A 26,712-nucleotide genomic window follows, 5' to 3' on the forward strand; every position below is an offset into this window, starting at 1 on the left:
AGGATTAAGCAGGTAGTTTCTCCAGCCATGCTTTTAACCAAGGCTCGGCTACCGGCCATGGTTCAAAATCTTCACATGCATCTATTTCTAGGCGGTTGCCCACAGGCTTTGCTTGTAAATCGCGTAGTAACTCGTCAAAGCTACGTCCTGCGCCACAAAATGTATCGCCGTAACATCTGTCACCCATTGCAATTACACCAAACGGTTTATCGGTAAGCATTGGGAAAGTGCTATTCATTGCAAAGTACAATCCTGCCAAATTACTCGGTACATCACCTTGGCCTGTTGTGGAGGTAACAATTAAAATATGCGATGCATTTTTTATATCATCAAGTGATGCTTCAGTAATTAGCGTTGCAGTATGACCCGCTTGCTCAATTGTGGCTGCAACTTCATCGCTTAAACGCTCTGCACCGCCATTAACGCTGCCTACAAAAATACTAATATGTGCCATTAATAATCCTTTTCTTGCTTTGGCCAACCTAGCTGCTTACATATTTCAAGCATGTCATCACCTAGTGGCGCTTTAATTGTTACTGATTCATTACTATAAGGGTGCACAAAACTAAGCTCTGTTGCAAATAACATTAAGCGTCTTAGTTCAAAATGCTCTCTAAAAAATTGATTATGCTGATTATCACCGTGATTTACATCACCAATAATAGGCAGTGATAAGTGCTTTAAGTGTCTGCGAATTTGATGCTTGCGCCCTGTTTTTGGAAAACACTCAACTAACGAGTAACGCACTGTTGGGTACTTACCAATAGGAATAGGCAGTGCAGCTTGGTGCAGACAATTAAACTGGGTTTGCGCTTCTTGCGGTGCTTTATCTTGATCTGCAAACTTATCGGCTATTTTATCAAGTTCTTCTTTAAGTGGTTTATCTAAAAATACCGATTCTGGCGCAAAACCACGCACTAAGGCCAAATAGCGCTTAGCAATGGTACCTTCAATAAATAGCTGGTTCATATCGCGAGCTGCTTCAGAGCTCAGTGCAAACAGCAATACGCCCGACGTAGGTCTATCGAGCCTATGTACTGGAAATACATGTTGCCCTAGCTGGTCACGCAACATTTGCATAGCAAACTGGGTTTCGTGTTTATCTAAAAACGAGCGATGCACTAATAAACCTGAAGGCTTATTTATAGCCACATAATTTTCATCTTGATACAAAATAGTCAGCTCGCCATATTCAATAGGCGCTGGACGCTCACTCATTTGGTTCTCCTAAAAAGGTATCAAGGGCTGTTAGTAATTCAATTATGTCATCACTCCCTGCTTTTTTCACAAGTGTCATTTGCGCCATAGGCGCAATAGCAAAGTTACGTGGCAGTGGTTGCTTGTGCGTTATTAATTGTTGTATTTTATCAATAAATACAAATTGTAACCACTGCTCAAATGCCATTGTATCGTGACAAAAAGGAGTATTTGAAAGCAGTGCATCAGCGTCTATTGGCTCACTTTGCCAAAGCTGATGCTTTTGTAAAAGTGCCGTTAACTGCACTAAATAAGTTTGGGTTTGCTGGTACATAACCACCCTCTTTTATATATGTAATGCAATTATACCCTGTTCCCTCATAGGCGGCTATGGCGTATAATTGATGTAATTTTGCAGTAAAAACAGTTGAGAAAACAATGAGTGATCAAATAGCTACATTAGGTCAGCTTTTAGATGGTGCGGGTACTCAGTGGCGTGCTTTTGATATTGGCAGGCATATTACTAAGCTTGATAAAAAACAATTTTTAGCTATTGAACAAGCTCAAGTGCCTTACCCTTATCCTCTTGCTGGTCATGCTTGGCTAGCTATTCAATTTTGGGATACTAAAGCCAGTAAAGAACCTTATGTATGGTTTTTAAAGTTTCCACTAGACGAGCAAAGTATACTTGTAAGTGCTAGTCGCGATCATTTTGCTGATATGATTATTCAAGCCCTAGGCACTAAAATTACAGGTGAGCAAGCTGATGGAAAACTTGATAATAACCCTTATGTTTTTACGCCAAACGCAAATAAATTAGCGGCATTTAATGCCCAAGTAAAAGTACTATTAAAACAGCCTGCGTCGCAGTATTACGAGCATGCACAATTATACTTTAGCGGTAAAATTGGTTTTGATAATTGGCAAAGTGTTGCACTGCAGGGTATTGCCGATTTTGCACTACGCTTAGACAGCGATACAAACTTAAGTAATCTTCAAAAAGCATGGGCGCATTTACCCATTGAAGTACTGCAACCACTCAGTGCCATGCTTGAACACGTTGAAATACCAACATCAATGAGTGAGTTACTTGTTAATTACACGCAGGCCGCAATTAGTAACAACGACACAGTGGCTATAACCGCAGCACTAAGATCTGCATCAAAAGGTCAAGCTCAAGGGCTATGCACTCAATTAGTTGATAATGTATTAAGCTCACCAGTGGGACAAGACTCTGATGTATTATTAACAATAGCTGGACGGTGTTTTAAGCAATTAGAGAACCCTGAACGCTTACATGTATTTATGGATAATTGCGCACATCATCAAAAAATTGAAGAATTGTTTCCAAGTATTTTTGCTGATTTAGTTGCAATACCGACTATTCGCCCGCACTTATTAGGCTTATTACGTAAAGAAAATCGTAGCGAAACCCTCGCGCGTGCAATTGGAAGGTTATTCTCTTAAATGGCAAGTTTATGGACGTTCATACTTATTGGTAGTGTAATTTACTTATTTTGGCTTAACCGAAAGGTTGCTGAAGCGGCGAACGTTCATGCTAAACGTCAAAGTGAGCAACTGCAGGTGCAGTTGATGAGTGTTGCATGCACAAAACGCCGCTTTGGTTTTTTAAAGAACGGCAAGCCAGGCATCAAAAGCGAATTTATATTTGAGTTTTCAAGCGATGGTGAAAATGCTTATCAAGGTGTGTTAATTATGGAAAATGAGTTTTTGAAAAGTGTGGTTGTTCCGCCGCATAAAATATAAAGCTTATACCTTAAAGGAATTTGTTTTGATTTAATAAACTTAATTCAGCACAAAAAACTAAGGCGTAACTAAAGTTACGCCCCAATTGGACTGCATCCTGCTAGATATCCATTATCTTAAATCCGTATTATCATCCCCTGAACGAGTAAACAACCTTGTTTACCCTCACATTGCATCCTGCAATATCCATAGCCACCTTGGCAAACCCACGAAATCTATCGTTTGGCTACATACCGTAGCATCATCCTTGGTAATCCTTTTAAGTAGCTCCTGCCACTTATTGCATCCTGCTATGTCCACTTGCCATCTTGGCAAACCCACGAAACCTATCGTTTAGCTACATCCCGTAGCATCATCCCTGGTAATCCTTTTAAGTAGCTCCTGCCACTTTTTGCATCCTGCAATGTCCACTTGCCATCTTGGCCGTCCTGCGTAAACTAACGCTCCTGCTACTTCCTGTAGCGCCATCCGTGATTATCCTAAAGTAACTCCTAGCTACTAAGTGCTTCATGCACTTCCTTATTCTTCCTTGTATCCGTTTTAGCTTATCCTTTATGCTTCCTGCTAGCGTCTGCTATGTTGCCTATTCCGTATCCTTGGCAGTTACTCAATCATTGAGCTATGTCGTCTTGACAAAGAGAAGTTTAAAGCAATCAGGGGGGAGAAATAGGACTTAACATTAAATAAATAAACGTCACAAAAATGAAAAATAAAAATAGACTTTAAATAACAATAGCTTGAATGAAAAAAGGCTACTTATTAATAGCCTTTAACTGAGAATGCTCACGACAATGTAAGATATATCTCACGGTCTTATGTCCGTTTGGGCGCATTGGCTTACATTATAATTTTAAATAGTTGGCTCAATTATTGATTTAAACAGTAACTCGCCCTCTACTTGGTTAAAAGTAAGGTGTTTAAATGCTTCAAATTTTTCGGTTTTAAAAAATTCAATGTGTTCTTTGCGCGTTACAAATACAGCCATCCCCGTTGACTCAGTGTTACATTTAACTAAATCATCAAGCCCTCGTAGTAAGTAACGACCAAACCCTTGCCCATGAAAATGCGGATCTACGGCAATAAAAGCTAAAAAGTAGTAATTGCCTTTCTCTTTAAGGGCATCTCTAATTGTTTGTTCTTTATCTATTAATTGATTTGTTTGTAAGTAGCCCGCACTCAGCATTAATTTTAAACGCCAGTGCCAATAACGCTGCGCTTGTAATTGGCTATTAGATTCAAATACACACGCTACTGCTTTTAATTTATCGTTGCGGTATAAACCAATTAATGGCTGCTTTTCTTGCCAAAAACTACTGAGCTCTTCGCGAATTAATGAGCGTAATTTTTTTTCGTAAACTGATTTATTTTCGTCATTGTAGCTAAGCATGTTTAGTAATACAGGATCGTCATGGTAAGCCTGATAAATTAAGCTCGCTGCAGTGCTAATATCTTCTGCGGCTAAATACTGTACGCTGAACGTATCAGCTGGTGTGGTTACACTCATTGTATTTCCTTTATTATTTTAGCTATAGACTGTTTAACTTTATACCTAACTATATACCTAAAATTATTAACCGTAAATTCAGCGAGAGTTTAACTAGCTAGGAGTAGAGTTAGTCCTTAGAATAAGTTTTCATTTAGTTAATACCAATTGCATTAAATGAGTGTTCTATTATAGCGCTAGGAAAATAACACAATAACAAGGCGAAAATTATGACATATAGTTGTTCTATATGAATAATTTTTAACGCAGTAAGTGAGCTATTTAATACGCTAGAATGGTCATGTTTTTAATAAAACTGGTATAAGGAGCAATATCATGGATACGACTAAACACGACATCAATACACTATTTGCACAACTTGGATTACCTAATTCTGATGAACAAATAGATGCATTTATTGCCTCACATGAATTAGAAGACACAACGCTACTCCAAGAAGCTTCTTTTTGGGATGAAGCACAACAGCACTTTTTAGCTGAATCGCTTGCACAAGACGGTGATTGGTGTGAAGTAATTGACGAGTTAGATGTACGCATTCGTCAAAGTAAGTAACTTTATTTAATGTACCCTCCCTTATTTATTGCTAACATAGCATCTGCGCAGCATTTATATGCTGCGTATTTATTTTATTAAAGAGTTATATATCTAATGAATTCAGTTGTATTTGATGCAATTAAAGCCCTTCTTGATGAAGGCAAAACCCCTACTGTAGCACTAACTAAAAGCCGTTTGGCGCAACCGGTTCCTATGCCGATGATTATTGCAGCAGTAAGCCAATATAAAAACAATCCTGATTCAATTAATAACTTCATGAGAAACCCACAGCAGTCAGATAATACTGAGCTTAAAACAAGTCAATTAGATAGAATTGAGCAAAAACTCGATAAACTTCTTGCGCTGCTAGAACAAAAATAATTTGAGACCATAAATGTTCGTTGTTGATTTAACTTTTGATTGCTACCAAGACACCACCTTAGAAAAAGCCGAACAGGCAATAAATCGCTTAGTAAATGCACTGCGTTTTAATGGTCAAATAATGGGTGAAGAGTTTCCAACCGTTTTAAAAGACGGCTTTTTTATTACCCGCGTTATGTGCCCGACCGAAGATGCAATGCACCCGTTACATAACAGCCCGTTTGTTAAGCACAGTATCGAAAAGTTACATAGTGCAGGGCTACTTGCGCCAAAAGTGAAAGTGATTGGACAAGATATTCATTCCAACGGCGCTGATTGCTGTAAAGAACCATCTAGTTATATTTTATACACAACCTATGTACATACGTGTAGCCCGCTTTATTGTGGTGATGACTTTTTGCCTGTGCCGCTATTTCGTATTCCGGCAATTGCTAATGGTGATTACAAAACACTTATAAAATGGCAAGAAGATTGGCAAGCCTGCGATCAAATTCAAATTAACGGCGCAACCCGTTGTGAATTCCCGGCACTTGAAGAAATATCGAGTATTAAAAGCGACTTATATAGACGCGGAAAAGACATAACAAAGCGAATTAGTTTTTTAACTAAAAAGCCAACCTATTATTATTTATACCGTGTAGGCGGCGTAGATAAAGCGTCTGAACTTGAACGAAAATGCCCTAGTTGTAATGGCGACTGGAAATTACCTGAATCGTGGTTTGGGTTATTCGACTTTAGGTGTGAGCCATGTGGCTTAGTGTCTAATATATCGTGGGATTTTCAATAACCACTTTAATGAGTGCTTAAAATCAGCTTAGTGATGACACTAAGCTGATTTATTGAACACGTTTTAAACCTCTAATGCCTTTAAAAAAGCATTAATGTTAGGTGCAAGTACATGGTGTGTTTTTTTGCCTACGTGCTCTAAACATACTTCACCAGTGTGCACCAATACACTCACTAGTAAATCATCTTGATCTGTTAAACCAATAAATACTGTCTCTGGCTGCTTGAGCTTGCGTTTCATTAAAACGTGACCCGTTATATTTTGCTGTAACAAATTAAAGTCTTCTTCGTTCCATGCTTGTAGCAATTCAACTTGATGCCCATCAATACTTGCTGAAATGCTTCCACCGTACATATTCCCATATAGCTCGCTAAGCTCTTTTGGAAACTCAAGCTCAAGTGCACTGGCTAAATCATTAAGCGAACCTGCAGGTTGCTGACGCGCGCCCTGCCATTGAATGTTACCTTGCTCGTCAACCTCACCAACTTCACATGGGCTTGGCCATTGATCGTCGTGTGTAATAAGTGGGTACTTTGCAGTGTTTTTAAGGGTATTTTCGCTAAATTTTTGATGAAGTTGTTCTATAAGCAATGCAACAGACATACTGTGAAACTCATTTAAATTAGATATAATGTTCCCATTGTAACTATTTAAGAGCAAACATGACAGATTACAGCAATTCTCCAGACCTTAAAGGTAGCGTATTAGGCCAATCTACTGAGTATGTAGATGTGTACACGCCAAGCTTGCTTTTCCCTATTGCGCGCAAATTAAATCGTGATGCTTTAAATATTGACGAAGCAGAGCTGCCATTTAAAGGCCAAGACATTTGGACAGGTTACGAGCTTTCATGGTTAAACATTAAAGGTAAACCCCAAGTTGCCGTGGCCTTATTTACCTTTGAGTGCCAAAGCAGCCATATTATTGAGTCAAAGTCGTTTAAACTCTATTTGAATAGCTTTAACCAAACCCGATTTGAAAGCATCGATGTAGTAAAACAGCATTTAATTGATGACTTATCAAACGCGGTTAACAGTCCTGTCAAAGTGACTTTATATAATCCTGATGATTACAATTGCTTACCGTGTACGGCGCTACCAGGTGAATGTATTGATGACTTAGATATTGAAATTAATAATTACGATATTGATGCTAATTCACTTAAAGCAAAAAGTGATAACGTAGTAACTGAAACGCTCTACAGTCATTTACTCAAGTCAAACTGTTTAATTACCTCCCAGCCTGACTGGGCAAGTGTGATTATACGATACACAGGCGAGCAAATATGTCGCGAGTCGTTACTGCGTTATTTAATTTCGTTCAGAACGCATAACGAATTTCATGAGCAGTGTGTTGAGCGTATTTATAGCGATTTAACCACGCAACTTAATATTAAAGAGTTAGAGGTTTACGCGCGTTATACTCGTCGCGGCGGGCTTGATATAAACCCGTATCGCTCTACGCACTATAACGATACGCCATTTGCCGTTAAAATTAATCGTCAGTAGGTTATTTTAAACTGGAATATTAGGGTCTGTTGACCTTTCAAGGTTAAATTTGCAGCAGTCTATTTAGTATTTAGGCAAGGCAGAGCCTAAGTAGTGTGGTTGTTCCCCATAAATAGGCGATAACGTAGCATTAATGCCAAACAGGAGTTGCCCAAAGGGTTCTGCCTAGGGGCTATTCACTCTTTGTTGCTCGGTTTTTACTTATTCTTACATGGATGTAAGCCAGTAGAATAACGCAGGAGCAGTTATCGAGCCCACTAGGTTACAAACCTCGCGCCGCGATTAAATAGCCCCTAGATTGAACGAATTTTAATCCACAAAGATCAACAGACCCGAGTATTAAAAAAGGAGCCTAGGCTCCTTTTTTACATTCTTTAATTAATACCAATTCCATTAAGTATGTGATCTAAATTTTACGCAGAAAAAACAATTCAGTTCTAGACGTAAATTGATGTAAATGGTTGTTCCCTTTGTGAAATTTACAACAAAGAAATGGGTTGTTTTAGCAAGTAAAATAGATCAGCTATTTATTGGAATTGGTATAACTTCGCGCTTAGTAGGTATGGGCATACCACACACATCAACGTAGTTATGTGCTTTAACAAACCAAGGTTCAACACGGTTTTTACGAGCACTGATTAAGTTTTTAAACACAGCTGAGTTTGTTTTCATCACTTTAAATATACTTTTATCGCTTTGGACATCGCCAAGGACTTGTATATTGGTAATTGGGTTAAATGCTTTTCCCTCAGTTGGCGTGCGCGCTAACCGGTTAAAATGCTCTATACCTTCGAGCACTCGACCAAACACCGTAATATTTTTATCAAGGTAGCGCGGGCCTTGCCCTATCGTTACAAAAAACTCCGTGCTCGCACTATTTATATCGTTATCGCGCGCCATGGCAAACACGCCACTACAATGCACTTGCCATGTTTGCGTATGTGCTGAGTTTTGAGCTACTGCAAAGCCGTTTAAAAAGCCAGTAACTGGTGCATATCCGTCGCCATTTAGCTCAGTAATTAAAAGTGGCTTGTTTGTTGTTGAATAAAACTCAGCAGAGGCTGTTCTATCCGCTGTTTTAATTAATTTTTTACCCGAGCTGTCGCCACCTTGCGCTACAAAACCTTCAACAAACCGATAAACGCTGGTATTTTTATAAAACCCTTCTCGTGCTAACTTTTTAATGTTTTGAACGTGCTTTGGGGCAAGCAGTTCATTAAGCTCAATGTACGCATCGCCCGTTGGCAGCGTTATCTTTAAAATATTTTGAGCGCTCACTACTCGCCAGTCATTGTCTGTTGCACTAGCAATTACTTCACTCGCGCTCAATAAAGGTAGCTCTTGATTAACAACATCATTGCCAAATTGTTGAGCACAACCGCTTAATAAAACACTAAGCAGAGCTGGCAATATAATTTTTTTCATCACTCATATCCTTATAATTATTATAGTTTTGGTTATTCCCAGTCAAACTTATATAGCACATCAACATTTTGGTATAGGCCGCTCGTTATTTCTATGTATAACTGTGAAAGTAACTGATATCGCACAGCCACCTCACTGAGCGAATCAAATACACCCACGCTATATTTAACTTGTAAGCTGGGTGCTACGTAACCTGATATTTCTACTTTGGTGCTATCGCCACTACCAGATGAGCTTAAACTTACATCTGATAACCCAAAGGTTTCACCCACCTTAGAAACAACCCCTTCGCTGCGGCTAACCCCTTGAGAAAGTAATAACTGTGTGAGCATGGCATCGCTTGACGAACTTTCCCCGTCACCCAAAGGTTGGCCATTAAGTAAATATGCAAGTGCTTGAGCTTGATCCATCGCAGGCTCAGAAAATATTTTGAGCGTTGGTTGTTCAACATTTCCCGTGAGCGTGACCCCTGCAATGACTCCATTTGCAGTGGTATCTGGGTTACGTATAGCTTTTATATTCAAAAATGGTTGTTCAATTGAGCCGCTAAAACCGACTTGCCCGGTGCTGATTATTAAGTCTTGCCCAAAGGCTAAGTAAGTACCTTCAATTAAGTTAAGCTCACCTGTGGCTATAATTGGCGCCCCCTGACTCATTTTTATCGCTAAATCACCCGCAACTTTTGATTCCAAGCCAAACGATTCTACTTTTACATCGTTTTTAACAATCACTTTTAAATCTATGTCGTAATCAAACGGGACTTTTTCGGTAGCTTCAGTTTTTTGATCAACAATAATTTCATCATCGCTAACTTGCACCGCCCCCTCAGGGAGCTCTTCAATCATTATGCGACCGTAAGGCACAACTACCTCACCAACAAGCTTGAGTGCATTATTAGCCAAACCTATTTTTAAGTCTGGCGATACTTTAAAAGTAACTCCCTGCTGCGCGCGAACATAAAACTGCTCGCCAACTACCGCAACATTTACAGCAGGCTGCGCACCTTGCCAATCAACATCACCGGTGAGGTTTATTTTACCGCCCTGATTGTCGTTTAAGTTGCCTTTTATTGTGGCTGTTGTTTTATCAAACAATACGTTTATGTTTGATTTTTGCAGCGCTATAGGTAGTTGCTCGCCCTCTAAACTAATATCGCTAACGTTAAGCTCGCCATTTAATAAAGGATCTTTCAACGTACCTGCTAACGCGACTTTCCCGCTAATATCTCCTTTTAACTGCTCGAGAGTTTCAAGAAATGGTTGTAAGTCTGAAAGGAGTATTTTATCTATATTAATGGTGCCATTAAGCGCTTGAGTATTTTGTATATCGTCGATATTAATTTGTGTATTTATTTTACCAAGCACACTTGATTCTAAGTTAGCTTCAAGCTTGCCAATTTGAGAATCCGAAAATGCACTGATACTTAACGTTTCGATAGGTAATTTGAAACGATCTTCATCAGAGATTAAAACCGCAGTTAAATCGCTAGAATCGATATTTGCACGTAATGTTTTAAGTGCACCGCCATGCCAATTAAGTGCTACATCGCCAGCAATATTACCGCGAGTCCGAATATTATCAGGCAAAAAGTGCTTAAGCTCTTCAAGTGCTAAGTTACTTAATTTTGCATTTAACTGACCAAGTTCTTTTGTTTGAGCTAGCGTGTCTATACATAATTCACTTTGCTCAGATGCCCAACAATGCGCGCTTACATTAAAGTCGCTGGTTTGAGTATTAACCATAATGGCAATATTTTTAGTGTTACTAAAGCTTAGCTTTTTATCACTAAGTGTTATATTGCTAAGCTCGCCATTCCAAGTGGTATTATTAATTTTGCCATTAACTTCCAGCTCTACACTGCCTTGCTCGGCATCTACTGATGCCGTAAGTTGGTGATCAGTTTTATCGCCGCTGGCATCAATTTTAACGCTATTAATTTTTTGGTCGGCCACAAGCGCCGAACCAACACTTACCGATATATCCGTTTGCCAATCGGCAGCGGTATCTAACTGCCCTTTTACTGATAATTTATTAATGTTTATTTCATCAAAAATAAAGCGATCTAGTATTAACGCTAAATCAACAGAGGGCGTTAATCGCTCACCTCTCACTTTTAAATTTGCGTTGCCATCAGCAGTAAATGGAATATTAGCTTTTTCATCACTTTTTAGCGTTACTTTGCCATCAACCTGCCAAGTATCATCAACTTGTCCGCTTAGTACTAACTTATTGGTGCCGCTACTTAAATAAAAGCTATCAATGTTCGCTTTTAACGTATTGTCGAGCTTAAAGTTTGAAGCAAATTCTAGTGGTACATCGTTAAGTAATCCGCTTAACTTTGTATTATCCATTTGTAGCTGCCACGCATCAGCTGCGGCATTATACGAGCCTTTAAACTGCCCCGAAATATCACTAGTGACAGCGTCAGTTAAGTACTGCGCTTTTAAGTTAGCAAGCGTGCCGTTAAAGCTAGCCTGTATTCCTTTTTGCCAATCAACATTGGCTTTTATAGTTGCACTGCTTTCGTTCGCTTTTATGCTTAGCGCTTGTAATGTTGCTTTGGTGAGACTGCCTTTTAATTGGGTCTTTAAGTCAACAGCTGGGTAAGCGCCTAGTTGGCTATTCGCCTGCAGGCTAAGCTGATAGTCGTCAGCATTACCTTGTGCGTTAAGGTTAACATTTCGTACTTTAAGCTCATTACTTTGTGCATCAATAAGCCACTGCTTAATTTTGCCATTTAACTCAAACGGGTAGTTTTTTTGCTTTAAATTTGCTGTTGCCGTTAAATTAAGTGGATATTGCCCCTGTGTTTCTAAATTTAAGTTTAGGTTTGATAAGTCGCCACCTAGCTCCAAGTTAGCTTGGTGTTCATCACTTTGTAAAACAACACTCCCTTTTAAAGGTAAGTTTCCTGCAAGCTCAGCGTTAAGATGTGTATTGAGCTGCCACTGTTCATACTTTGCTGAGAATGACTCTAAATTAACAGCCGCATCTTCTACATTTAACCGCAGCGCTATATTTTCAATAATATGCTGGGCTTCGCCTTGTTCTATCGTAACTTCAGCTATTTCAAAGTCCTCAACGACTAAATCAAGTGGCGAAGTAAATTCTATATTAGGCAAAGCAGGTAGATGCGTTAAAGGCGCTTGAGCATTTTGCGCAGTTTGTGTTTTCGCGTCTTGTTCTTGCTCTTTTAAAGCAACCAGTATGGTAGGGATATTCAGGCTTTTAACCGTGAGCTTAGAGCCCTCTGCTTTTGCTGAGAGTTTAAAGTTATCCACACTTACGTTTGCGCTTGGATGCTCTAGAGTAAATTTGTTTATCGCAATATTTTTTACAGCAATATTAAAAGGTAAGCTGATTTTTTCAAGCGGCTCTGTCGGGGCTTCTTCTTGTGATTCTGCAGTTTTTGGTAACGTTAAATCTATAGATTTAGCACTTAAGTTATCTATACAAATCCCATCGCATTGCCACCAAAACAAATCAATTTTCAATTGTTGAGCATTAAAATCCAAGCCATTGCTAGTAAAGCGTACATTAAAGGCATCATTATAAATAAAACGGCCATCTTTGATTTCAATATGTAGGCCATCTACGGCTTTGTTTGCACTATAGGCAATAAATTGATTACCGGGTGCGGTAAATAACAAACAAAATAGTGCAACAACTAACGTGACAAAAATAGCACTTACGGCGGCTGTTATCTTTTTTAATACTGACATTAAATTTCTGGCCCTATGGTAATACTTAAACGTGTGCTTTTACTTTCTTTTGTTAATCCCCAAGCGTGATCTATACGCACAGGGCCAACGGGTGTTAAATAACGAAAACCAAAACCAGCGCCTACTTCAAAGTCATCAGAAAAATCATTCGTCGCAGTACCACCGTCAACAAATAAAGCCGCGCGCCAGTTTTGAGCAAACTGATAGTTGTACTCTATTGTACTGGTTAGTAAGTATTTACCACCGATGAGGTCGCCATCATCATTTTCTGGCGATATTGATTGGTACGCAAAACCACGAACACTTTGATCGCCACCTGCGTAAAAACGCAGTGAGTAAGGTACGTTTTCAATATCATCAACTAGCATTGCACCTACATTTGCTTTTAAAAACACTAAATGCTTATCTAAATAAGTACGTAACCATGCATGTTGCATTTGCACCCTAATCAAATTAGTACTCGAAAGTACATCATCTAAACCAAACTCAGCAGATATAAGCCACTGCTCTCCCCAATAAGGAGTCGTGCCGCCTTTTGATTTTTTGCGCGCGTAGCTAATGCCGGGCATTAACATTTCGGTGCTTTCTTCAGGCTCATCACCAATGCGATAAGTTTCTTGGTCACGGCGTAAAAATGCAGTACGCACCCACTTATTCTCGGTCAACCATTGTCGCTGAACTTGCCCCGTGAGTATTTCACTGTAAGTGTCGTTTGTTAGTTCATCTTCTAACTTGTAGCCAACAGAGAAACGCCATAAATCATCATTAGGATCATCAACTGGAATTGTATAGGCCATGGAAATATCTTGCTGTTTTTGTGCCACGTTTAGATTAGTTTCGAGGTAATGGCCGTCTTCTGTGATCCACGGTTTACTCCATTTAAAACGCACTTTGGGTCCTAAGTCAGTGCTATAGCCGCCACCAACTTCATAGCTATTAGCGGGCTTAGGGAGTACATCTACTTTAATAGGAACTTGGCTATTTTTACGTGCTGCAATGTCAGCATAAACACGCACACTTGCGAAATAAGGGGTGCTTGATAGATCTAAATTATAATCAGCAATATGTGTTGATTTATAAGGTTGGCCCTGCGAGAAAGGCGCTATAGAGCGTATGTATTTTTCAGCGGGTGTATTAGTGGCAATTTGTATATTGCCAAACTGATACCTGACTCCGGTATCAATAACAAAAGTAATAACAGCACTATTTTTTTTAACCGACACTTCTAATTTACGTGCTGGCCACTTAGCATCAAAATAACCAAGTTCTAATAGCATTGATTCTATTTTTTTATGGGTTGAGTCGTATTTACCATGATTTAGAACATCGCCTTGTTTTAAGCTGATGTTGTTAATTAATGCCTGTAATTGGGTATCGCTTTGGCCATCCCCATTTAAAGTAATGTTAATTGCTTCTATACGAGTTGCAGGCCCTCGCTCAACTTTAACGATTAATTCACTGTCGTCTTTATCAAACTCAACTTCAACGGTTGGGCTGTAGTAACCAAGTGCTTTGATACTATTTTGTACTTGCTTTTGAGCATAGCGGCGAAGTGTACGGGTTGGCTTCTCACCAATTAATTGCTTGAGGTAAAGGGCTACGTTACTTTCTAAATCACCATTTAACCCTTTAATTTCGTAATCTTCTATGATTTTTTCTGCCGCATAGCTATTTGTCGCAATTAAAGCGATCACAACACACATGCAACGTAAAAACTTAATAAACAAGTAAATATCCTTACTTTTAATATCTTAAATACACAGTTAACGAATTAAGGGCATATTAGCATAGCCATAATGAGCAACACATTAACTTAATGACAATCTAAGGTGATAAATTATGTATTGTATAAAGGTTGATATAATGAAAATTAGTACGCGTTAGGACAATATTTTAGTTACAATAGTGCCTACGAATACAAAATTAATTTTAAATGAGTTTTTAATGCAATTCCCTGATGATGATAACGGCCAACTTTTAGCCGAAATAGCTGCTGCTGGCATTGATTTAAATAAAATGCACCAAGTCGATTTTTTTATCTTATTTGAACAAGAAGCCGATGCTGAAAAATTTGCTAAAGAAATAGTCTCTGATGCATTAGTTCAAAACACTGAGCTTGGAAAATGTAAAGACACTGGCGTTTGGGAAGTAATCACTCAAGTACAAATGGTGCCAGAGCACACCCTTCTTGGACAAGCCGAGCAATACATTGAAAGCATTGCTAACAGCTTTAATGGATACGGTGACGGTTGGGGATTGATGGATGATGACGAGGCTTAATTACCTTTTAATCTAATGTACTCGATCAGTTAAGCTTATCGGCTTAACTGATTTGCTTTTCTAAAATTCCCTTTATAGTCAAATAGCTTGTCTGCCACTTTCCAACCATACTTCTTACTTTTTCGTGCAATAACAAAATCCGGTGGTACTAATTCAAATTGTGCTTTTACTACTTGCTCTGCAGTTTTAAAGTCTATCGGTGTTTGCCCAAGCCCCACGCGTTGACCAAATTGCTTATTAAATATAAATTGCCCGCCTTTATTTGCCAGGTTATATACCTCATCGCAACTTGTACCATCTTCATCAAAATACGTTATTTTAAAGAGCTCATCTTTAATTTGAGTTACTGATAAACCACTACAACGAAGTACAAGTGCGTCTTTTAGGTTTAAGGCATTACGTAACTTATCATCAGGATCGGCCATTACCGCGCCGCAATCGTGGCATTTACGTGCAGCAATATCATTTTGAGCACCGCACTGCTCACACTCTTTAAACCTAAAACGATAATCGCACTGCTCTTTATGCCCATCATCATCTTCTAACAGCCCTTTACAGCGCCTGCCAAAGTGCTCTATTACTTTTCCTGCGGAATCAGTTTTACCCCAAAATATATTTGCAAAACCACAGCCAGGACAAAGTACCTGCACAGGTTCATTATCACTATCGCCTTTTTTATCGCCTACTTCTGGGTGAAATAAATTAAAACCATTGCCGGCATAATCGATTACTAAGCAATCTGTTTTTGATTCAGATAACCTGAGACCTCGCCCCACAATTTGTTGATATAAACTAACTGATTCTGTAGGTCTTAAAATAGCTATAAAATCGACGTGTGGCGCATCAAAGCCGGTCGTTAGTACCGATATATTAACTAGATACTTTAATTGCTTAGCTTTAAATTGCTTAATGATTTTATCGCGCTCAGTGTTTGGCGTATCACCTGTTATAAGTGCGCTTTGATGAGCTGGCAAGTAGCTTAATATTTCCTGAGCATGCATTACCGTGGCGGCAAAAACCATAACACCTTTACGCTCTTCACTGTATTGAATAACTTGCTGTAATATAGCTTTCGTTGCGCGCTCACTGTTTTTTAAAAGCGCATTCATATCATCAGTCTTATATTGCCCAAATGCATTGCTATCTAAGGACGAAAAATCATAATGGCTAATCGCTGCATCAACTTCGTTTGGCGGCGTTAAATAATTATGTTTGATCATATACCTGAGCGGCAATTCAAAAATACAACTTTTAAACGGACTTTCTTGAGTACCTTTAACAAAGCCATGATAATGATGATGGTATATCCACCCCGTTCCTAGCCGATAAGGTGTTGCTGTTAAACCCAATACTTTTAACTGAGGGTTATATTCTTTTAAACTGTTTATTACTTTACCGTACTGACTTTTTTTATCCCCATTTACCCTATGGCATTCATCAATAATAAGTAACGAATAATGCTCATTTAATTTATTTAAATTACGAGAAAGTGATTGCACACTAGCAAACGTTACTTGATGGTTTAATGACTTTTCTTTTAAACCTGCTGAAAATATACTCGCCTCTAAACCAAAACTTTTATATTTTTGCGAATTTTGCTCTACCAACTCTTTTACATGAGCAAGTACTAATATTTTTTGCTTAGCAATACGGGCAAGTTCAGCAATAACAAGGCTTTTACCTGCACCAGTTGGTAGCACAATAACGGCAGGATCATTACTCTTTCTAAAGTGTAAAACGGTGCGTTCTACGGCTTCTTGCTGGTAAGGTCTTAGTTTATAGCTCATGGGAAAACAAATAGGTTTGAGTAAGGAGATTTTAGCAAATAATAGCTGGGAGTTTTAAACTTTAATTATATTTTATTGAGGGGTAAACAAAAAAGAGAAGCCGAAGCTTCTCTTATATTTAGCTTTAGGCTAAAAATTTCTCAAGCTCAACACCTTCAAACGCTTTAGGACGACGGCCACGGCCTGTCCATTCAATAGTCTCACCATTAAGTTCCATACGGTACTTAGGCTTAACTTTGGTACGTTTGTCAGATGCTCCATCTTGTAAATCTTCTAGCGTAAGTCCTTTTTCTTTTAAAAGATCCAAAACTTCCTGTTTCGCTTTTTGCTGCTGGGTATATTTTGAAATTGCATCATTGATAAGCTGTTGAGCTTTTTCAAGATCCGTTAATGATGCTGTTTTAATAAAAGATCGGACTTCTTTCATTTATATCTCGCTAAATTGTGTGATTGGAATTATTTAATTATTCTTTTTTAGTATAAGGGTATTTTTCAGGAATGACTATTACAAGATATAAACTAAATAACCCCTCTATTAAATATACGCTATTAGTCTTACGTTATTAAATTAGGAGTAATTTAATATAAATTGCCGATGTATAAGGGAACTTCATTTTATAAGATATATAGTCGATAAAAACACTACTAATCCGTTGAATAATAAATGTCAGCTTTTAGTACAATAAAGCAGCTAAGAACTTATATGTAATTTGCAAATATCATTACTTCGACTCAATTAAAAAATCACATTATTTATTCTTAGTGTCAGGTGAATATAATCGGAAATCACAAAGTAACAAGCTTAAAAATGAAGTGGGCCAGTAAGCACATACAAACTATAATTTAAATTTTAAATAGCAAACCAAATGCAAAAAGGTCAGAAGCATAAGCAACTGACCTTTTATTATAGTCGTCAGCGTATTAAAGACGAAACATAATCTATAAACGATTTTTAGAAGTTTTGTTCAACTTTTAAAAATACAGCTCGGCCTAAAACATCATATAATGATGTTGAAGCATCGCGATAACCTCTAGTGCCATCGTTTAGCTGAGGCGCTTCTTTATCAAACACATTGTTCACACCTAGTACAAACTTACCATTCCATTCATGGTTATATGATACTTGGATATTGTGTTTAATATAGCTTGGAATATCAGCTAAGTATGTTACACCATACTCCTCATTGCCTGAGTCTTGGTCGCCTATGTAGTATGTAGTCCATGCTGCACCAAATGCATCATTTGTCCAATCAAAGGTAACATTACCACGAAGCTCTGGGTACTCTTGCAGACCAGCGTAATCGAATGCGTCAGCACCCTCTTCTGTTACTTCTTCAAAGTCACTTACATAACTTAACTCACCTTTAAGAGCAAAGTTACCAATGCTAGACTCAAACATGTAAGCTGTTTTAAAATCAAAACCTGATGTTTCTAAACTCGCCATATTTTGGTCAAAGCTGTACATTACATCAATACGACCTGTATTTGGATCGCGAACTACTGCAGGGTTAGAGCCATTGTCTTGCTCGTCTTTTAATAGGCGCTCAACACTTACTGCTGCGATTCTATTTTCTAGCTTGATATTATAGTAAGAAAGCTCTACAGATAAGTCATCTGTTACATTCCAAACAAAACCTGTTGTAAATGATTCACCTTCTTCTGGCTCAAGATCTGGATTACCACCAAACCAAGTTTTATGTTGCTGTGAAGCATTTGGGTTACAGTAAATAGCATCAGAACCTGCATTGCCTTGCGTATCACACCAAATTGTATCGTAAGCTTTTTCGAAGCTTAGCGCCTGACTAGAGAACATTTCGCCCATGTTAGGTGCACGGAACGATTCACCCCAGCTAGCTCGAACTAATAGCGCATCAGAAGGACGCCATGCAACACCAATTTGAGGGGCAACATTATCGAATGTTCCTGATACAAATTGTGAACCAACGTCACCTTCTTGCTCGTATTTGTCATATCGAACAGCTGCTTTAATATCAACATTGTATGGTAGGTTTACTTGTAGCTCTGAATATACAGAAGTTCTGTCACGCTCTGCATTAACATCATCACCACCTGAACCACCTGACACTCGACCTGAAGCCGATTGAGGGTCACTCATTTGTTCAAATTCTACTTGCTCAAATTCAGCACCGACTACGCCAGCAATCGAAACATCACCATTATCAAACAATAATGTAGATGCTACTGTATCAAATTGAGTACTTGTAAAACGAGCTTGATACACACCTGTGTGAGCGGCTTGGCCATACAAGTCTTTCATGCTGCTATCCCAGTTAGCAAAGCTCATTCCTGATGTATTAAAGATATCATATTCGCCGCTATCAATTAATTTCTGAACAACATCATCATTTATAAGATTTGTATTGAATGAGTTAGTTGTAGAACGGCTGTGTTGTACATTAAATTCCCAGTCAATACCATTTGCAACATCTACAAAACCGACTAAACCACCTAAGAAATCAATACTATTAATTTCAGTACGAGTATCTCGCTCACCAATGTTAGCTGAGCGCATGTATAGAGTTAAATCTTCGCCTACAGGGTTTAAAGGATTATCAGCCAACATAGTTGGTTGATTTGTAGATACAGGTGTACCTGCATAGCGAGAATCAGTTTCAGAAAGTGATGCACTTGCGCGTCCGCGGAATTTTAAGTTATCAGTGAATTCATAATTGAAATTTGAAAGCATTGAGTTCTGAGTAGTATCACCAAATAATTTAGTTACTGCACCATAGTTATATAAACAGCGAGTGCCTCCATCAACCGTGTTATTTGATTCTGCACACATAGTAGGGCTTGTAACCCAACCACTAGCACCATTACCATTTGGAACTGAGCTAAATGACGAATAATCAGCATAAGTCTCATCATTTAATTTCCAAATATCTCTATCGTATACTGATTCAGCATCATAATATTCATAAGTTAGTGTAATATTACCCTTCTCACCAGAGTAACCTGTACTTACGTTAAAACGATTTGTATCACCACCTTCAGCACTAGGTAGTTCAGTATCATATGAAAAACTTAAACCGTTAAAGTCTTTTTTTGTAATAATGTTAATAACACCTGCAACAGCATCTGAGCCATATACAGCAGAAGCACCTTCACGAAGAATCTCAATTCTTTCTACTATTGCCATTGGAATACGAGAAGTATCTGCGGCGGCGCCTGAAGACGAACTTGTACCAGGCATACGGCGACCGTCAAGTAGCACTAATGTGTACTCAGCCCCAAGGCCACGCATGTTAATATTACTTGTTGCTGCTGCGCCGTTACCGTAGCCAGACATACCACGCCATGAACCAAAGCTATTTACAGAAGTATTATTTAAAACATCAGCAACTGATGCTTCACCTGATAATTGTAGATCTGCAGCGGTAATAACAGTTACTGGTGATGATGTTTCCATATCAACTTGTTTAATGCGAGACCCAGTTACTTCTATACGCTCAACTTTTTCTTTTTCTGCTGCAATAGAGCTTGCAGAAAAAGTAGCGGTTGATACCGCACTAAAAGCGATAGCTAAGCGAACTGCCTTTGAGATTTTATTATTTAACATTGGATTATCCCTAGAATATTTTTTTAATTATTTTGTTTTCAAAACGGTCTGCAATTCATCACAGTACCTATTTCGGTTTGAATAGTAGTCCCAACCTAACCAAAAGGTCAACACTCTGACAACGAAATAAACACATTAATTTACAACAACTTAAAGAAACAAAAAATCAACACATTGCCATATCCTCACCATTAACCAAAGTGCAATATTCCCCTTTTGGGTTCATGCTAATAAAATAAAATTAAATGTAAACAAACCTTGAAAGTGAATTAACATTTGTAGATTATGGTGTTCCTAACAAACAAAGGAATTGCTATGAAAACCTACTCCGCATTTATTTTTATACTTCTTGTCTCTTGTTCAGCTTTCGCTGACTTAAAAGAACTTCCGGAAGAATTTTCAGATTTTAGTTTGAACAGAGACATTACTATCTCTTACGATGACCTAGACACTCTTCTAAGTTTTACTGTAATTGATACTGGAGCATCAGATCGTTCCAAACTAAATTCTCAGGCCTCTATCGGCACAAGAATGAAATCGCATAAAAATAACGACACAGCATTAGAGGCAAATCGTTTCTTCTTTGAAGAAGTAACAAAATCAGAGATTAAAGATGGTTTTTATAAGATTAGAGTTAGCCTAGAAAGTCTTCCAAATGAAATCTCACTTAACGAACTCAGCCTTGATGAGCAACTTGCTTATTGGTTAAACCTTTACAATACGGCTATGTTAGAAAAACTAATCACACACTATCCTATTCGCGATACAGAAGATTTACTCTTTGGCAGCAATTCAATTTTAGAGGATGAGTTTTTAAATGTTGCTGGCCACAAACTTTCTTTAAACGATATACAACAAAATATTGTTTTTAAAAAGTTTGGTATAAAAAAACCAATAGTTATGTATGGGTTTTATCAAGGAAATATAGGAAGTCCTAACATTCGTGCCGAAGCATATAAAGGAAACAAGGTTTATCATCAGTTAGTTGAAAACGCTGAGGAATTCGTCAATTCAAACAGAGGAACTAGTATCAAGCGAAAAAATCGCCTTTATGCCTCTAAGTACTATGAGCAAGTTAAACCATTATTCGAAAACTTCGAGAAAGATTTACGAGAACACCTAAAAGACTATGCAAACCCGCCAATGAGCTCTGATATAAAATATGCTAAGAGCTTTAAAATAGGTATTGAAGATTGGAGAATCACTGATATTTATGGCACAGAGCGAAAGTTTGGTGGCGCAGCGTCAACAAACCCTGCCGCCATGCTCAATGCTGTTGCAAATAACTCATCAAAACCAATAGGAGCTGATGGCGCAGGTTCAGGACTAGGTGCTGTTAACATAAGCTTTTTATCTAATTCTATTTCGGAGAAAACGATGGACTTTGGCCGCTTTTCTCCAGAAATGCTCGAAAAAATTAGAGCTCTCAAGCTAAAAGAAACTGATAATAGTGGCTCTGTAAAAATAAAAGACCTTTAATAAATTTTATTATTTAACTTTAAAAAACACCCTGTTAACATGGTACGAAAAATAGGGTGTTTTATGTCTAACTTTCTTAACTCTGCGCTCGCTGCTTATAATTCACGCCAATATAACCAAGCTATTCTTTTTTTAAACAAATGTGATATTAAAACTGTTGATTGGTATATTTTACTTGCCGCTACATATAGCGCACTTAACCAAAATGAAAATGCCGAACAAACATATTCTTACGCAGTAAATAAGTTTCCTTCATCACTCCCTCTAATTGAAAACTATACAAACTTGCTATGCAGAACTACTAAACATTCGTTATGTTTAAACTTTTTAAAAAACACAAGATATTTGGCATTAAGCAAAAAGGTATCTCTGAATTTTATAGAAAGCTTGATCAAAACCAACCAGTTGTTACAAGCAAAAAAGGAACTTTCTAAAACCGTATCTGATGAAACCTTAAAAGAGAGATATCACTGGTTAAAGCTTGAATTACTAGAACGTTTGGGTGACTTAGAATTAGTTGAAAGCTATTACCTCTCTTTACCTGCCGATTTAAAAAATCAATTTTTATTTAAATATAAACGTGCTTGTAATTTTCGCAATATGGGTAAATTCGACAATGCTTTAGATATATTTTTAATGCTAAGCGATAAGCAGAACAAGTATAGCCCCGAGGTTAACTTTTTGATTGGCTGTACTTACTATGATTTACTAAAGTTTGAGCTCTCAGAGCAGTATTTAAAACGATGTCTTGAACAGGCTCCTAACTATATACCTGCGCATGAGTGTTTAAATAAATTATACTGGGATCGTGCAAACAAATCAGCCCTTATGAGCTCCTACAATAGTACATTCTTAAATCATGCTAAAAACCCACAACTAGTTCAATCACAACTAGCTCAGCTTTTACATTTTAAAGATTTTAATCAAGCCCTTGATGTATCTTCACAAGCAATTAGGCTCTTCCCTGATAACTTAGACATAAAACATGCTCATGGCATCATTTTAGGTAAGCATGGGCAAAGTGATAAAGCATTCATTATATTAGATGAGCTTGTATCACAGGCTCCGCAATCAGCAAGATATAGTGTAGATTTGGCAAACTACTGTATTGAAAATTTTGAATATAAAAAAGCAATATTGCACTTAAACATTGCAGTTAAACACAACCCTTTTAATCAAGAAATCTGGGCTTATTTATCCACAGCTTGGCGCTTAGCTAAAGACGATAAATATCATTGGTTAACTAATTACGATATGTTTGTTAAAACAATGGCTCTACCTACGCCTAAAGGCTACAAGTCGTTTGACTCTTTTGGGAAGGAACTCAAGGAACTATTACTTACTTTACACACTAAAGAACAAGACCCGCTTGATCAAAGTGTTCGAAGAGGAAGTCAAACTGAAGGACACTTACTCTATCGCTCAAATACGTTACTCTCATTATTTAAGCAGTCAATGGAGTCATGTATATCTACTTACTTAAATGATTTACCAGCAGATAGTATGCACCCATTAACGGCAAGAAATAGCCTAAACTTTACTGCCAAAGGCAGCTGGTCAGTAAAACTAGAAAATGGAGGATATCATGCCAATCATATTCATCCTCACGGTTGGTTGTCAGCACCCAGCTATATTTCTATACCTGATGAAATGAGTAAAAATGATCCACTTAAAAATGGCTGGTTAAAGTTAGGAGAAACATGTCTTGATCTAGGAAAAAGAGAATCAATAGATCGCGAGATATGCCCTGAAAGTGGACAAATTATCATTTTTCCTAGCTATATTTGGCATGGCACAAATGAGCTTAAAAGCGATAGACCTCGCTTAACAATACCTAGCGATATTATGCCAATTGGTTAATCTAGTTGATTAAAATTCAAACTAGTGCTATAAAAATAAACAAAAACAAAGGATTGATCATGATAAAATGCTTGCTACTTATAATCGCTATTGTTTTTATTCCAGTGAAAGCTGAAGAATTCTCTTTACCCGAAGAGTTTTCAGATTTTGGCTTAAATAGGGATATAAGCATATCTTATGAAGACCTAGACCAACTCCTAGAGTTAACCGTTATTGACATGGGTTTATCTGATAGGACTATTCTAAAACCAATAGTAGGTAATGGCACAAGGTTACGATCTAATAGAGACAGAGATACGGCTTTAGAGGCTAATCGCTTTTATTTCGAAGAAGTTGTAAAATCGGATATTAAGCTAGGTTTTAAAGTAATTCGCCAAAGCCTAGAAAAAGTACCTGAAGAAGTCCCTTTAAACGCATTAACCTTAGATGAGCAATTAGCTTATTGGCTAAACTTATATAATACAGCCATTATTGAAAAGTTAATTGAACATTACCCAGTTCGAAATGCAAAAAAATTACTCGAAGGTGAAAACTCAATACTAAACGATAAATTTATAAATGTTTCAGGCCATACCTTGTCACTTAATAATATTCAACATGATATCGTTTTTAAGAAATTTGGGAATAAGAAAATAGTAATGTATGGCTTCTATCAAGGGATAATCGGAAGTCCGAATTTACGTAACGAAGCTTACACAGCTGATAAGGTATATAAACAACTTTCAGGTAATGCTGAAGAGTTTGTAAACTCCAACCGTGGCGTTCAAGTTAAAAGAAATCGTCTAAATGTTTCTATTTTTTATGATCAAGCAAAAATTTTATTTCCTGACTTTGAAAACGATCTATTGAAGCATATTTTAAACTATTCCGATTCTTCTATTGACTCGCAAGTAGAAGATTCGGAAGAATTAATTCTAGCTATTGAGGACTGGAATGTAACCGACATATACGGCACTGAGCGCTCATTTGGTGAGGGTAATGCCACCAATAAAGCGGCCTTACTAAATGCCGTAGCAGCCAATAGTAACGTGCCTGGTGCAGGCGCTATGAACCTTAGCTTCCTAAGCGATATGTTATCCTCTAAAGTTAGCTCTCAATCTCGCTTTTCACCTGCAGTATTAGACAAAATTAATAAGCTTCGTCTCAAGAAAAAAATCAATAGTAGTAGTGTTAAAATAAAAGACTTACCCACTAAATAATTAAATTGTATTCAGCGGTCTATTGAGTGCTGAATACTCTCAGTGATTAATCTAATACATTATTAAACTCTTCAAAATCAGAAATAGATAAGCTTTCTTTAATATATCTACTGAAATTTTTATATCTTCCCGATGAAGATGTATAAAGAGGCTTTCTCACCTGCCAAACACTAGCAGTACTTACAATACTTTTTTGTTGATGAAATAAACCGCTTTCACCTTGATATTTTACGCCTAAAAATTCGAACAGAGGCAATAATACCCCCTCGGGCTTTGAAACAAGTTCATCATAATTGACTGTAAAAATATCATTAGGATACTTTTTTAGCCAATGTGCTTTAACACGCTGCTGCGCTTTATGATAGTGCACTGTATCATTCAGTGCGGTCGCATAATTCAAACTTGGGCCTAAATGTTGAAAGTAAGCTGATAAACTGTTATCTCTAATATCACGCTGTGTCCAAATAACTTTTGCTTCAGGGTACATCATTTTAATTATATCAATGTATAAGTAGTTCTCAGGCCGTTTATCAGTAACAAGACTACTTTTTCCCGCTCTTAACTTTAATTCTTTCTCATAACCTTGCTGAAATAATGTTGAGTTAACCGTGCTTGACAGCACTTTAGGCTTATCAATTAGATTGAATAGTTGCTTATGTAAGTAATCAATCTCTCCTCCATTACTAATCACCTCAGAAGTGCAAATTATTTGTTCTATTAAGGTTGAACCAGACCTAAACATGCCACAAATAATAATTGGAACAATATCGCCAGTCTTACTTTTTACGTTACTAAGCTCTCTTGCTAGTGTGCTACTTACTTGGTGTTCAATATCAACTCTGTTGTATTGCGGGATATATTTTCGATTAAAACTATTGGCTTTAGTATAATAAGACCATGATTTTTCATAATCTTTGCTATCATCAAAGGCTTTCCCAAGCGCATAATACATATCAGCTTTTAACACATCATCTTCTGTAGCTTCTAAAATAGATAGGCTTTTTAGTTCGTATTCTAACGCTTCTTTTTTATTAAATGTTTGTATATCAGCAATTCTCGCATGCGCCAGACCATATAAAGGATTTATCTTTAATACCTTATTAAAGCTCTTTAAACAGTTTTGCTTATCACCAAGCTGCTCATATATATTAGCAAGATTAAAATAGGCATTAATTTTATTTGGTTCAACTGTAATTGCCTGCTGTAAATAATTAGTCGCAGTCCCATAATCAATTAAAAGCTCAGAGTAGACGGATGCTAACTCCACATAAGCGGTATATATATCGTGGTAACCAAGCTCGATAGCTGCTAAGAAAGATGTACTTGCAAGAATACCATTGCCATCTTTTTTTGCCATTTCACCCAATTGAAAATACGACATTGCGCTATCCGGTACTATTTCAGTGTATTTTTTAAGTAAGTCTATTGCTAAAGAGAATTCATTACTGGCGGCATATAACTGACAAAGAGTATTTACATAATCGAATTTTTTGGGGGCTATTGAAATGAGTCTTCTACAAACTTCCTTACTTTTTAGTAAATCGCCTTCATTCATAGCTACTTTAAACAATACAGCTAGAGCTTGCTCATTAACCTCAGGGTTGCCGCATAAATCTTCTAGAATGGCCTTTCCTGCCACAATATTTCCACTATTCAATTGCTGTATTGCCAACAGTAAACTTTCTTTTGCCGATTTCATTTT

The 26,712-nt window shown here is 37.5% G+C and carries 22 protein-coding genes; 10 read left to right on the plus strand and 12 right to left on the minus strand.

Annotated elements, in window-relative coordinates; all coding sequences use genetic code 11:
* Positions 1–4: 4 nt before the first annotated feature.
* Genes I6E80_RS11965 through I6E80_RS11975 form a run of 3 tightly spaced genes read right to left on the minus strand, consistent with a single transcriptional unit; the run spans position 5 to position 1,531 of the window.
* Positions 5–454: a flavodoxin gene (locus I6E80_RS11965; protein ID WP_076924407.1), complete on the minus strand. Its 450-nt coding sequence runs from the start codon at positions 452–454 to the stop codon at positions 5–7.
* The gene (gene truC / locus I6E80_RS11970) at positions 454–1,218 is read right to left on the minus strand and encodes a tRNA pseudouridine(65) synthase TruC (RefSeq protein WP_197185621.1); all 765 of its coding nucleotides are present in this window, start codon (positions 1,216–1,218) and stop codon (positions 454–456) included. The genes I6E80_RS11965 and truC overlap by 1 nt, the downstream gene beginning before the upstream one ends.
* Positions 1,211–1,531 carry a YqcC family protein gene (locus I6E80_RS11975; RefSeq protein WP_197185622.1) on the minus strand — a complete coding sequence of 107 codons (321 nt, stop codon included), beginning with the start codon at positions 1,529–1,531 and terminating at the stop codon, positions 1,211–1,213. The genes truC and I6E80_RS11975 overlap by 8 nt, the downstream gene beginning before the upstream one ends.
* A 104-nt stretch (positions 1,532–1,635) precedes the next feature.
* On the opposite strand from I6E80_RS11975, the gene I6E80_RS11980 reads away from it, so the two are divergent.
* Both I6E80_RS11980 and I6E80_RS11985 read left to right on the plus strand, forming a co-directional pair.
* A complete protein-coding gene (locus I6E80_RS11980; protein WP_197185623.1) occupies positions 1,636–2,664 on the plus strand; it encodes a DUF3549 family protein in 1,029 nt (342 codons plus the stop codon).
* Positions 2,665–2,964, plus strand: a complete 300-nt coding sequence (locus tag I6E80_RS11985) for a DUF3301 domain-containing protein (protein ID WP_002963032.1) — start codon at positions 2,665–2,667, stop codon at positions 2,962–2,964.
* A gap of 850 nt (positions 2,965–3,814) precedes the next feature.
* Here I6E80_RS11985 and I6E80_RS11990 read toward each other — a convergent pair.
* On the minus strand, positions 3,815–4,468 hold the full coding sequence (locus tag I6E80_RS11990) for a GNAT family N-acetyltransferase (RefSeq protein WP_170071921.1): 654 nt from the start codon (positions 4,466–4,468) through the stop codon (positions 3,815–3,817).
* A gap of 315 nt (positions 4,469–4,783) precedes the next feature.
* Here I6E80_RS11990 and I6E80_RS11995 point away from each other — a divergent pair, with 315 nt between their 5' ends.
* From I6E80_RS11995 to I6E80_RS12005, 3 genes are all read left to right on the plus strand, one after another.
* A complete protein-coding gene (locus tag I6E80_RS11995) occupies positions 4,784–5,020 on the plus strand; it encodes a DUF2789 domain-containing protein (RefSeq protein WP_024599764.1) in 237 nt (78 codons plus the stop codon).
* Positions 5,021–5,116: 96 nt separating this feature from the next.
* A complete protein-coding gene (locus tag I6E80_RS12000) occupies positions 5,117–5,383 on the plus strand; it encodes a hypothetical protein (protein WP_007378199.1) in 267 nt (88 codons plus the stop codon).
* A 13-nt stretch (positions 5,384–5,396) separates the two neighbouring features.
* Positions 5,397–6,170, plus strand: coding sequence for a Zn-ribbon-containing protein (locus I6E80_RS12005; RefSeq protein ID WP_197185624.1), 774 nt, complete (start codon positions 5,397–5,399; stop codon positions 6,168–6,170).
* A gap of 63 nt (positions 6,171–6,233) precedes the next feature.
* On the opposite strand, the gene syd is transcribed toward I6E80_RS12005, so the two are convergent.
* Complete coding sequence (gene syd, locus I6E80_RS12010; RefSeq protein ID WP_024599766.1) at positions 6,234–6,773, minus strand: SecY-interacting protein; 540 nt, start codon at positions 6,771–6,773, stop codon at positions 6,234–6,236.
* A 59-nt stretch (positions 6,774–6,832) separates the two neighbouring features.
* Between syd and queF the strand changes: the two genes are divergently transcribed.
* Entirely contained in the window at positions 6,833–7,678 is an 846-nt protein-coding gene (gene queF / locus I6E80_RS12015) for an NADPH-dependent 7-cyano-7-deazaguanine reductase QueF (protein ID WP_024599767.1), read from the plus strand.
* Positions 7,679–8,197: 519 nt separating this feature from the next.
* On the opposite strand, the gene I6E80_RS12020 is transcribed toward queF, so the two are convergent.
* The 3 genes from I6E80_RS12020 to I6E80_RS12030 are packed head-to-tail and all read right to left on the minus strand — an operon-like array spanning position 8,198 to position 14,552.
* Positions 8,198–9,103, minus strand: a complete 906-nt coding sequence (locus tag I6E80_RS12020) for a peptidylprolyl isomerase (RefSeq protein ID WP_197185625.1) — start codon at positions 9,101–9,103, stop codon at positions 8,198–8,200.
* 32 nt (positions 9,104–9,135) lie between these two features.
* A complete protein-coding gene (locus I6E80_RS12025) occupies positions 9,136–12,825 on the minus strand; it encodes a translocation/assembly module TamB domain-containing protein (RefSeq protein WP_197185626.1) in 3,690 nt (1,229 codons plus the stop codon).
* Complete coding sequence (locus I6E80_RS12030) at positions 12,825–14,552, minus strand: autotransporter assembly complex family protein (RefSeq protein ID WP_197185627.1); 1,728 nt, start codon at positions 14,550–14,552, stop codon at positions 12,825–12,827. The genes I6E80_RS12025 and I6E80_RS12030 overlap by 1 nt, the downstream gene beginning before the upstream one ends.
* A 217-nt stretch (positions 14,553–14,769) precedes the next feature.
* Between I6E80_RS12030 and I6E80_RS12035 the strand changes: the two genes are divergently transcribed.
* Entirely contained in the window at positions 14,770–15,105 is a 336-nt protein-coding gene (locus I6E80_RS12035; protein ID WP_024599771.1) for a ribonuclease E inhibitor RraB, read from the plus strand.
* A gap of 35 nt (positions 15,106–15,140) precedes the next feature.
* On the opposite strand, the gene I6E80_RS12040 is transcribed toward I6E80_RS12035, so the two are convergent.
* From I6E80_RS12040 to I6E80_RS12050, 3 genes are all read right to left on the minus strand, one after another.
* Entirely contained in the window at positions 15,141–16,892 is a 1,752-nt protein-coding gene (locus I6E80_RS12040) for a DEAD/DEAH box helicase (protein ID WP_197185628.1), read from the minus strand.
* A 124-nt stretch (positions 16,893–17,016) separates the two neighbouring features.
* Positions 17,017–17,319: an H-NS family nucleoid-associated regulatory protein gene (locus I6E80_RS12045; protein WP_007586043.1), complete on the minus strand. Its 303-nt coding sequence runs from the start codon at positions 17,317–17,319 to the stop codon at positions 17,017–17,019.
* Positions 17,320–17,844: 525 nt separating this feature from the next.
* Positions 17,845–20,472 carry a TonB-dependent siderophore receptor gene (locus I6E80_RS12050; RefSeq protein WP_024599773.1) on the minus strand — a complete coding sequence of 876 codons (2,628 nt, stop codon included), beginning with the start codon at positions 20,470–20,472 and terminating at the stop codon, positions 17,845–17,847.
* A gap of 315 nt (positions 20,473–20,787) precedes the next feature.
* On the opposite strand from I6E80_RS12050, the gene I6E80_RS12055 reads away from it, so the two are divergent.
* From I6E80_RS12055 to I6E80_RS12065, 3 genes are all read left to right on the plus strand, one after another.
* Positions 20,788–21,951 (plus strand): DUF547 domain-containing protein, encoded by a 1,164-nt coding sequence (locus I6E80_RS12055; RefSeq protein WP_197185629.1) that lies wholly within the window; start codon positions 20,788–20,790, stop codon positions 21,949–21,951.
* Between the two features lie 63 nt (positions 21,952–22,014).
* Positions 22,015–23,811: a putative 2OG-Fe(II) oxygenase gene (locus I6E80_RS12060; protein WP_197185630.1), complete on the plus strand. Its 1,797-nt coding sequence runs from the start codon at positions 22,015–22,017 to the stop codon at positions 23,809–23,811.
* 5 nt (positions 23,812–23,816) lie between these two features.
* Positions 23,817–25,010: a DUF547 domain-containing protein gene (locus I6E80_RS12065; protein WP_139016068.1), complete on the plus strand. Its 1,194-nt coding sequence runs from the start codon at positions 23,817–23,819 to the stop codon at positions 25,008–25,010.
* 46 nt (positions 25,011–25,056) lie between these two features.
* Here I6E80_RS12065 and I6E80_RS12070 read toward each other — a convergent pair whose 3' ends face one another.
* Complete coding sequence (locus I6E80_RS12070) at positions 25,057–26,709, minus strand: sulfotransferase (RefSeq protein WP_197185631.1); 1,653 nt, start codon at positions 26,707–26,709, stop codon at positions 25,057–25,059.
* Positions 26,710–26,712: the final 3 nt, after the last annotated feature.

Origin of the sequence: Pseudoalteromonas sp. NSLLW218 (genome assembly GCF_015864775.1) — a bacterium.
In the GTDB taxonomy this organism is placed as follows: domain Bacteria; phylum Pseudomonadota; class Gammaproteobacteria; order Enterobacterales; family Alteromonadaceae; genus Pseudoalteromonas.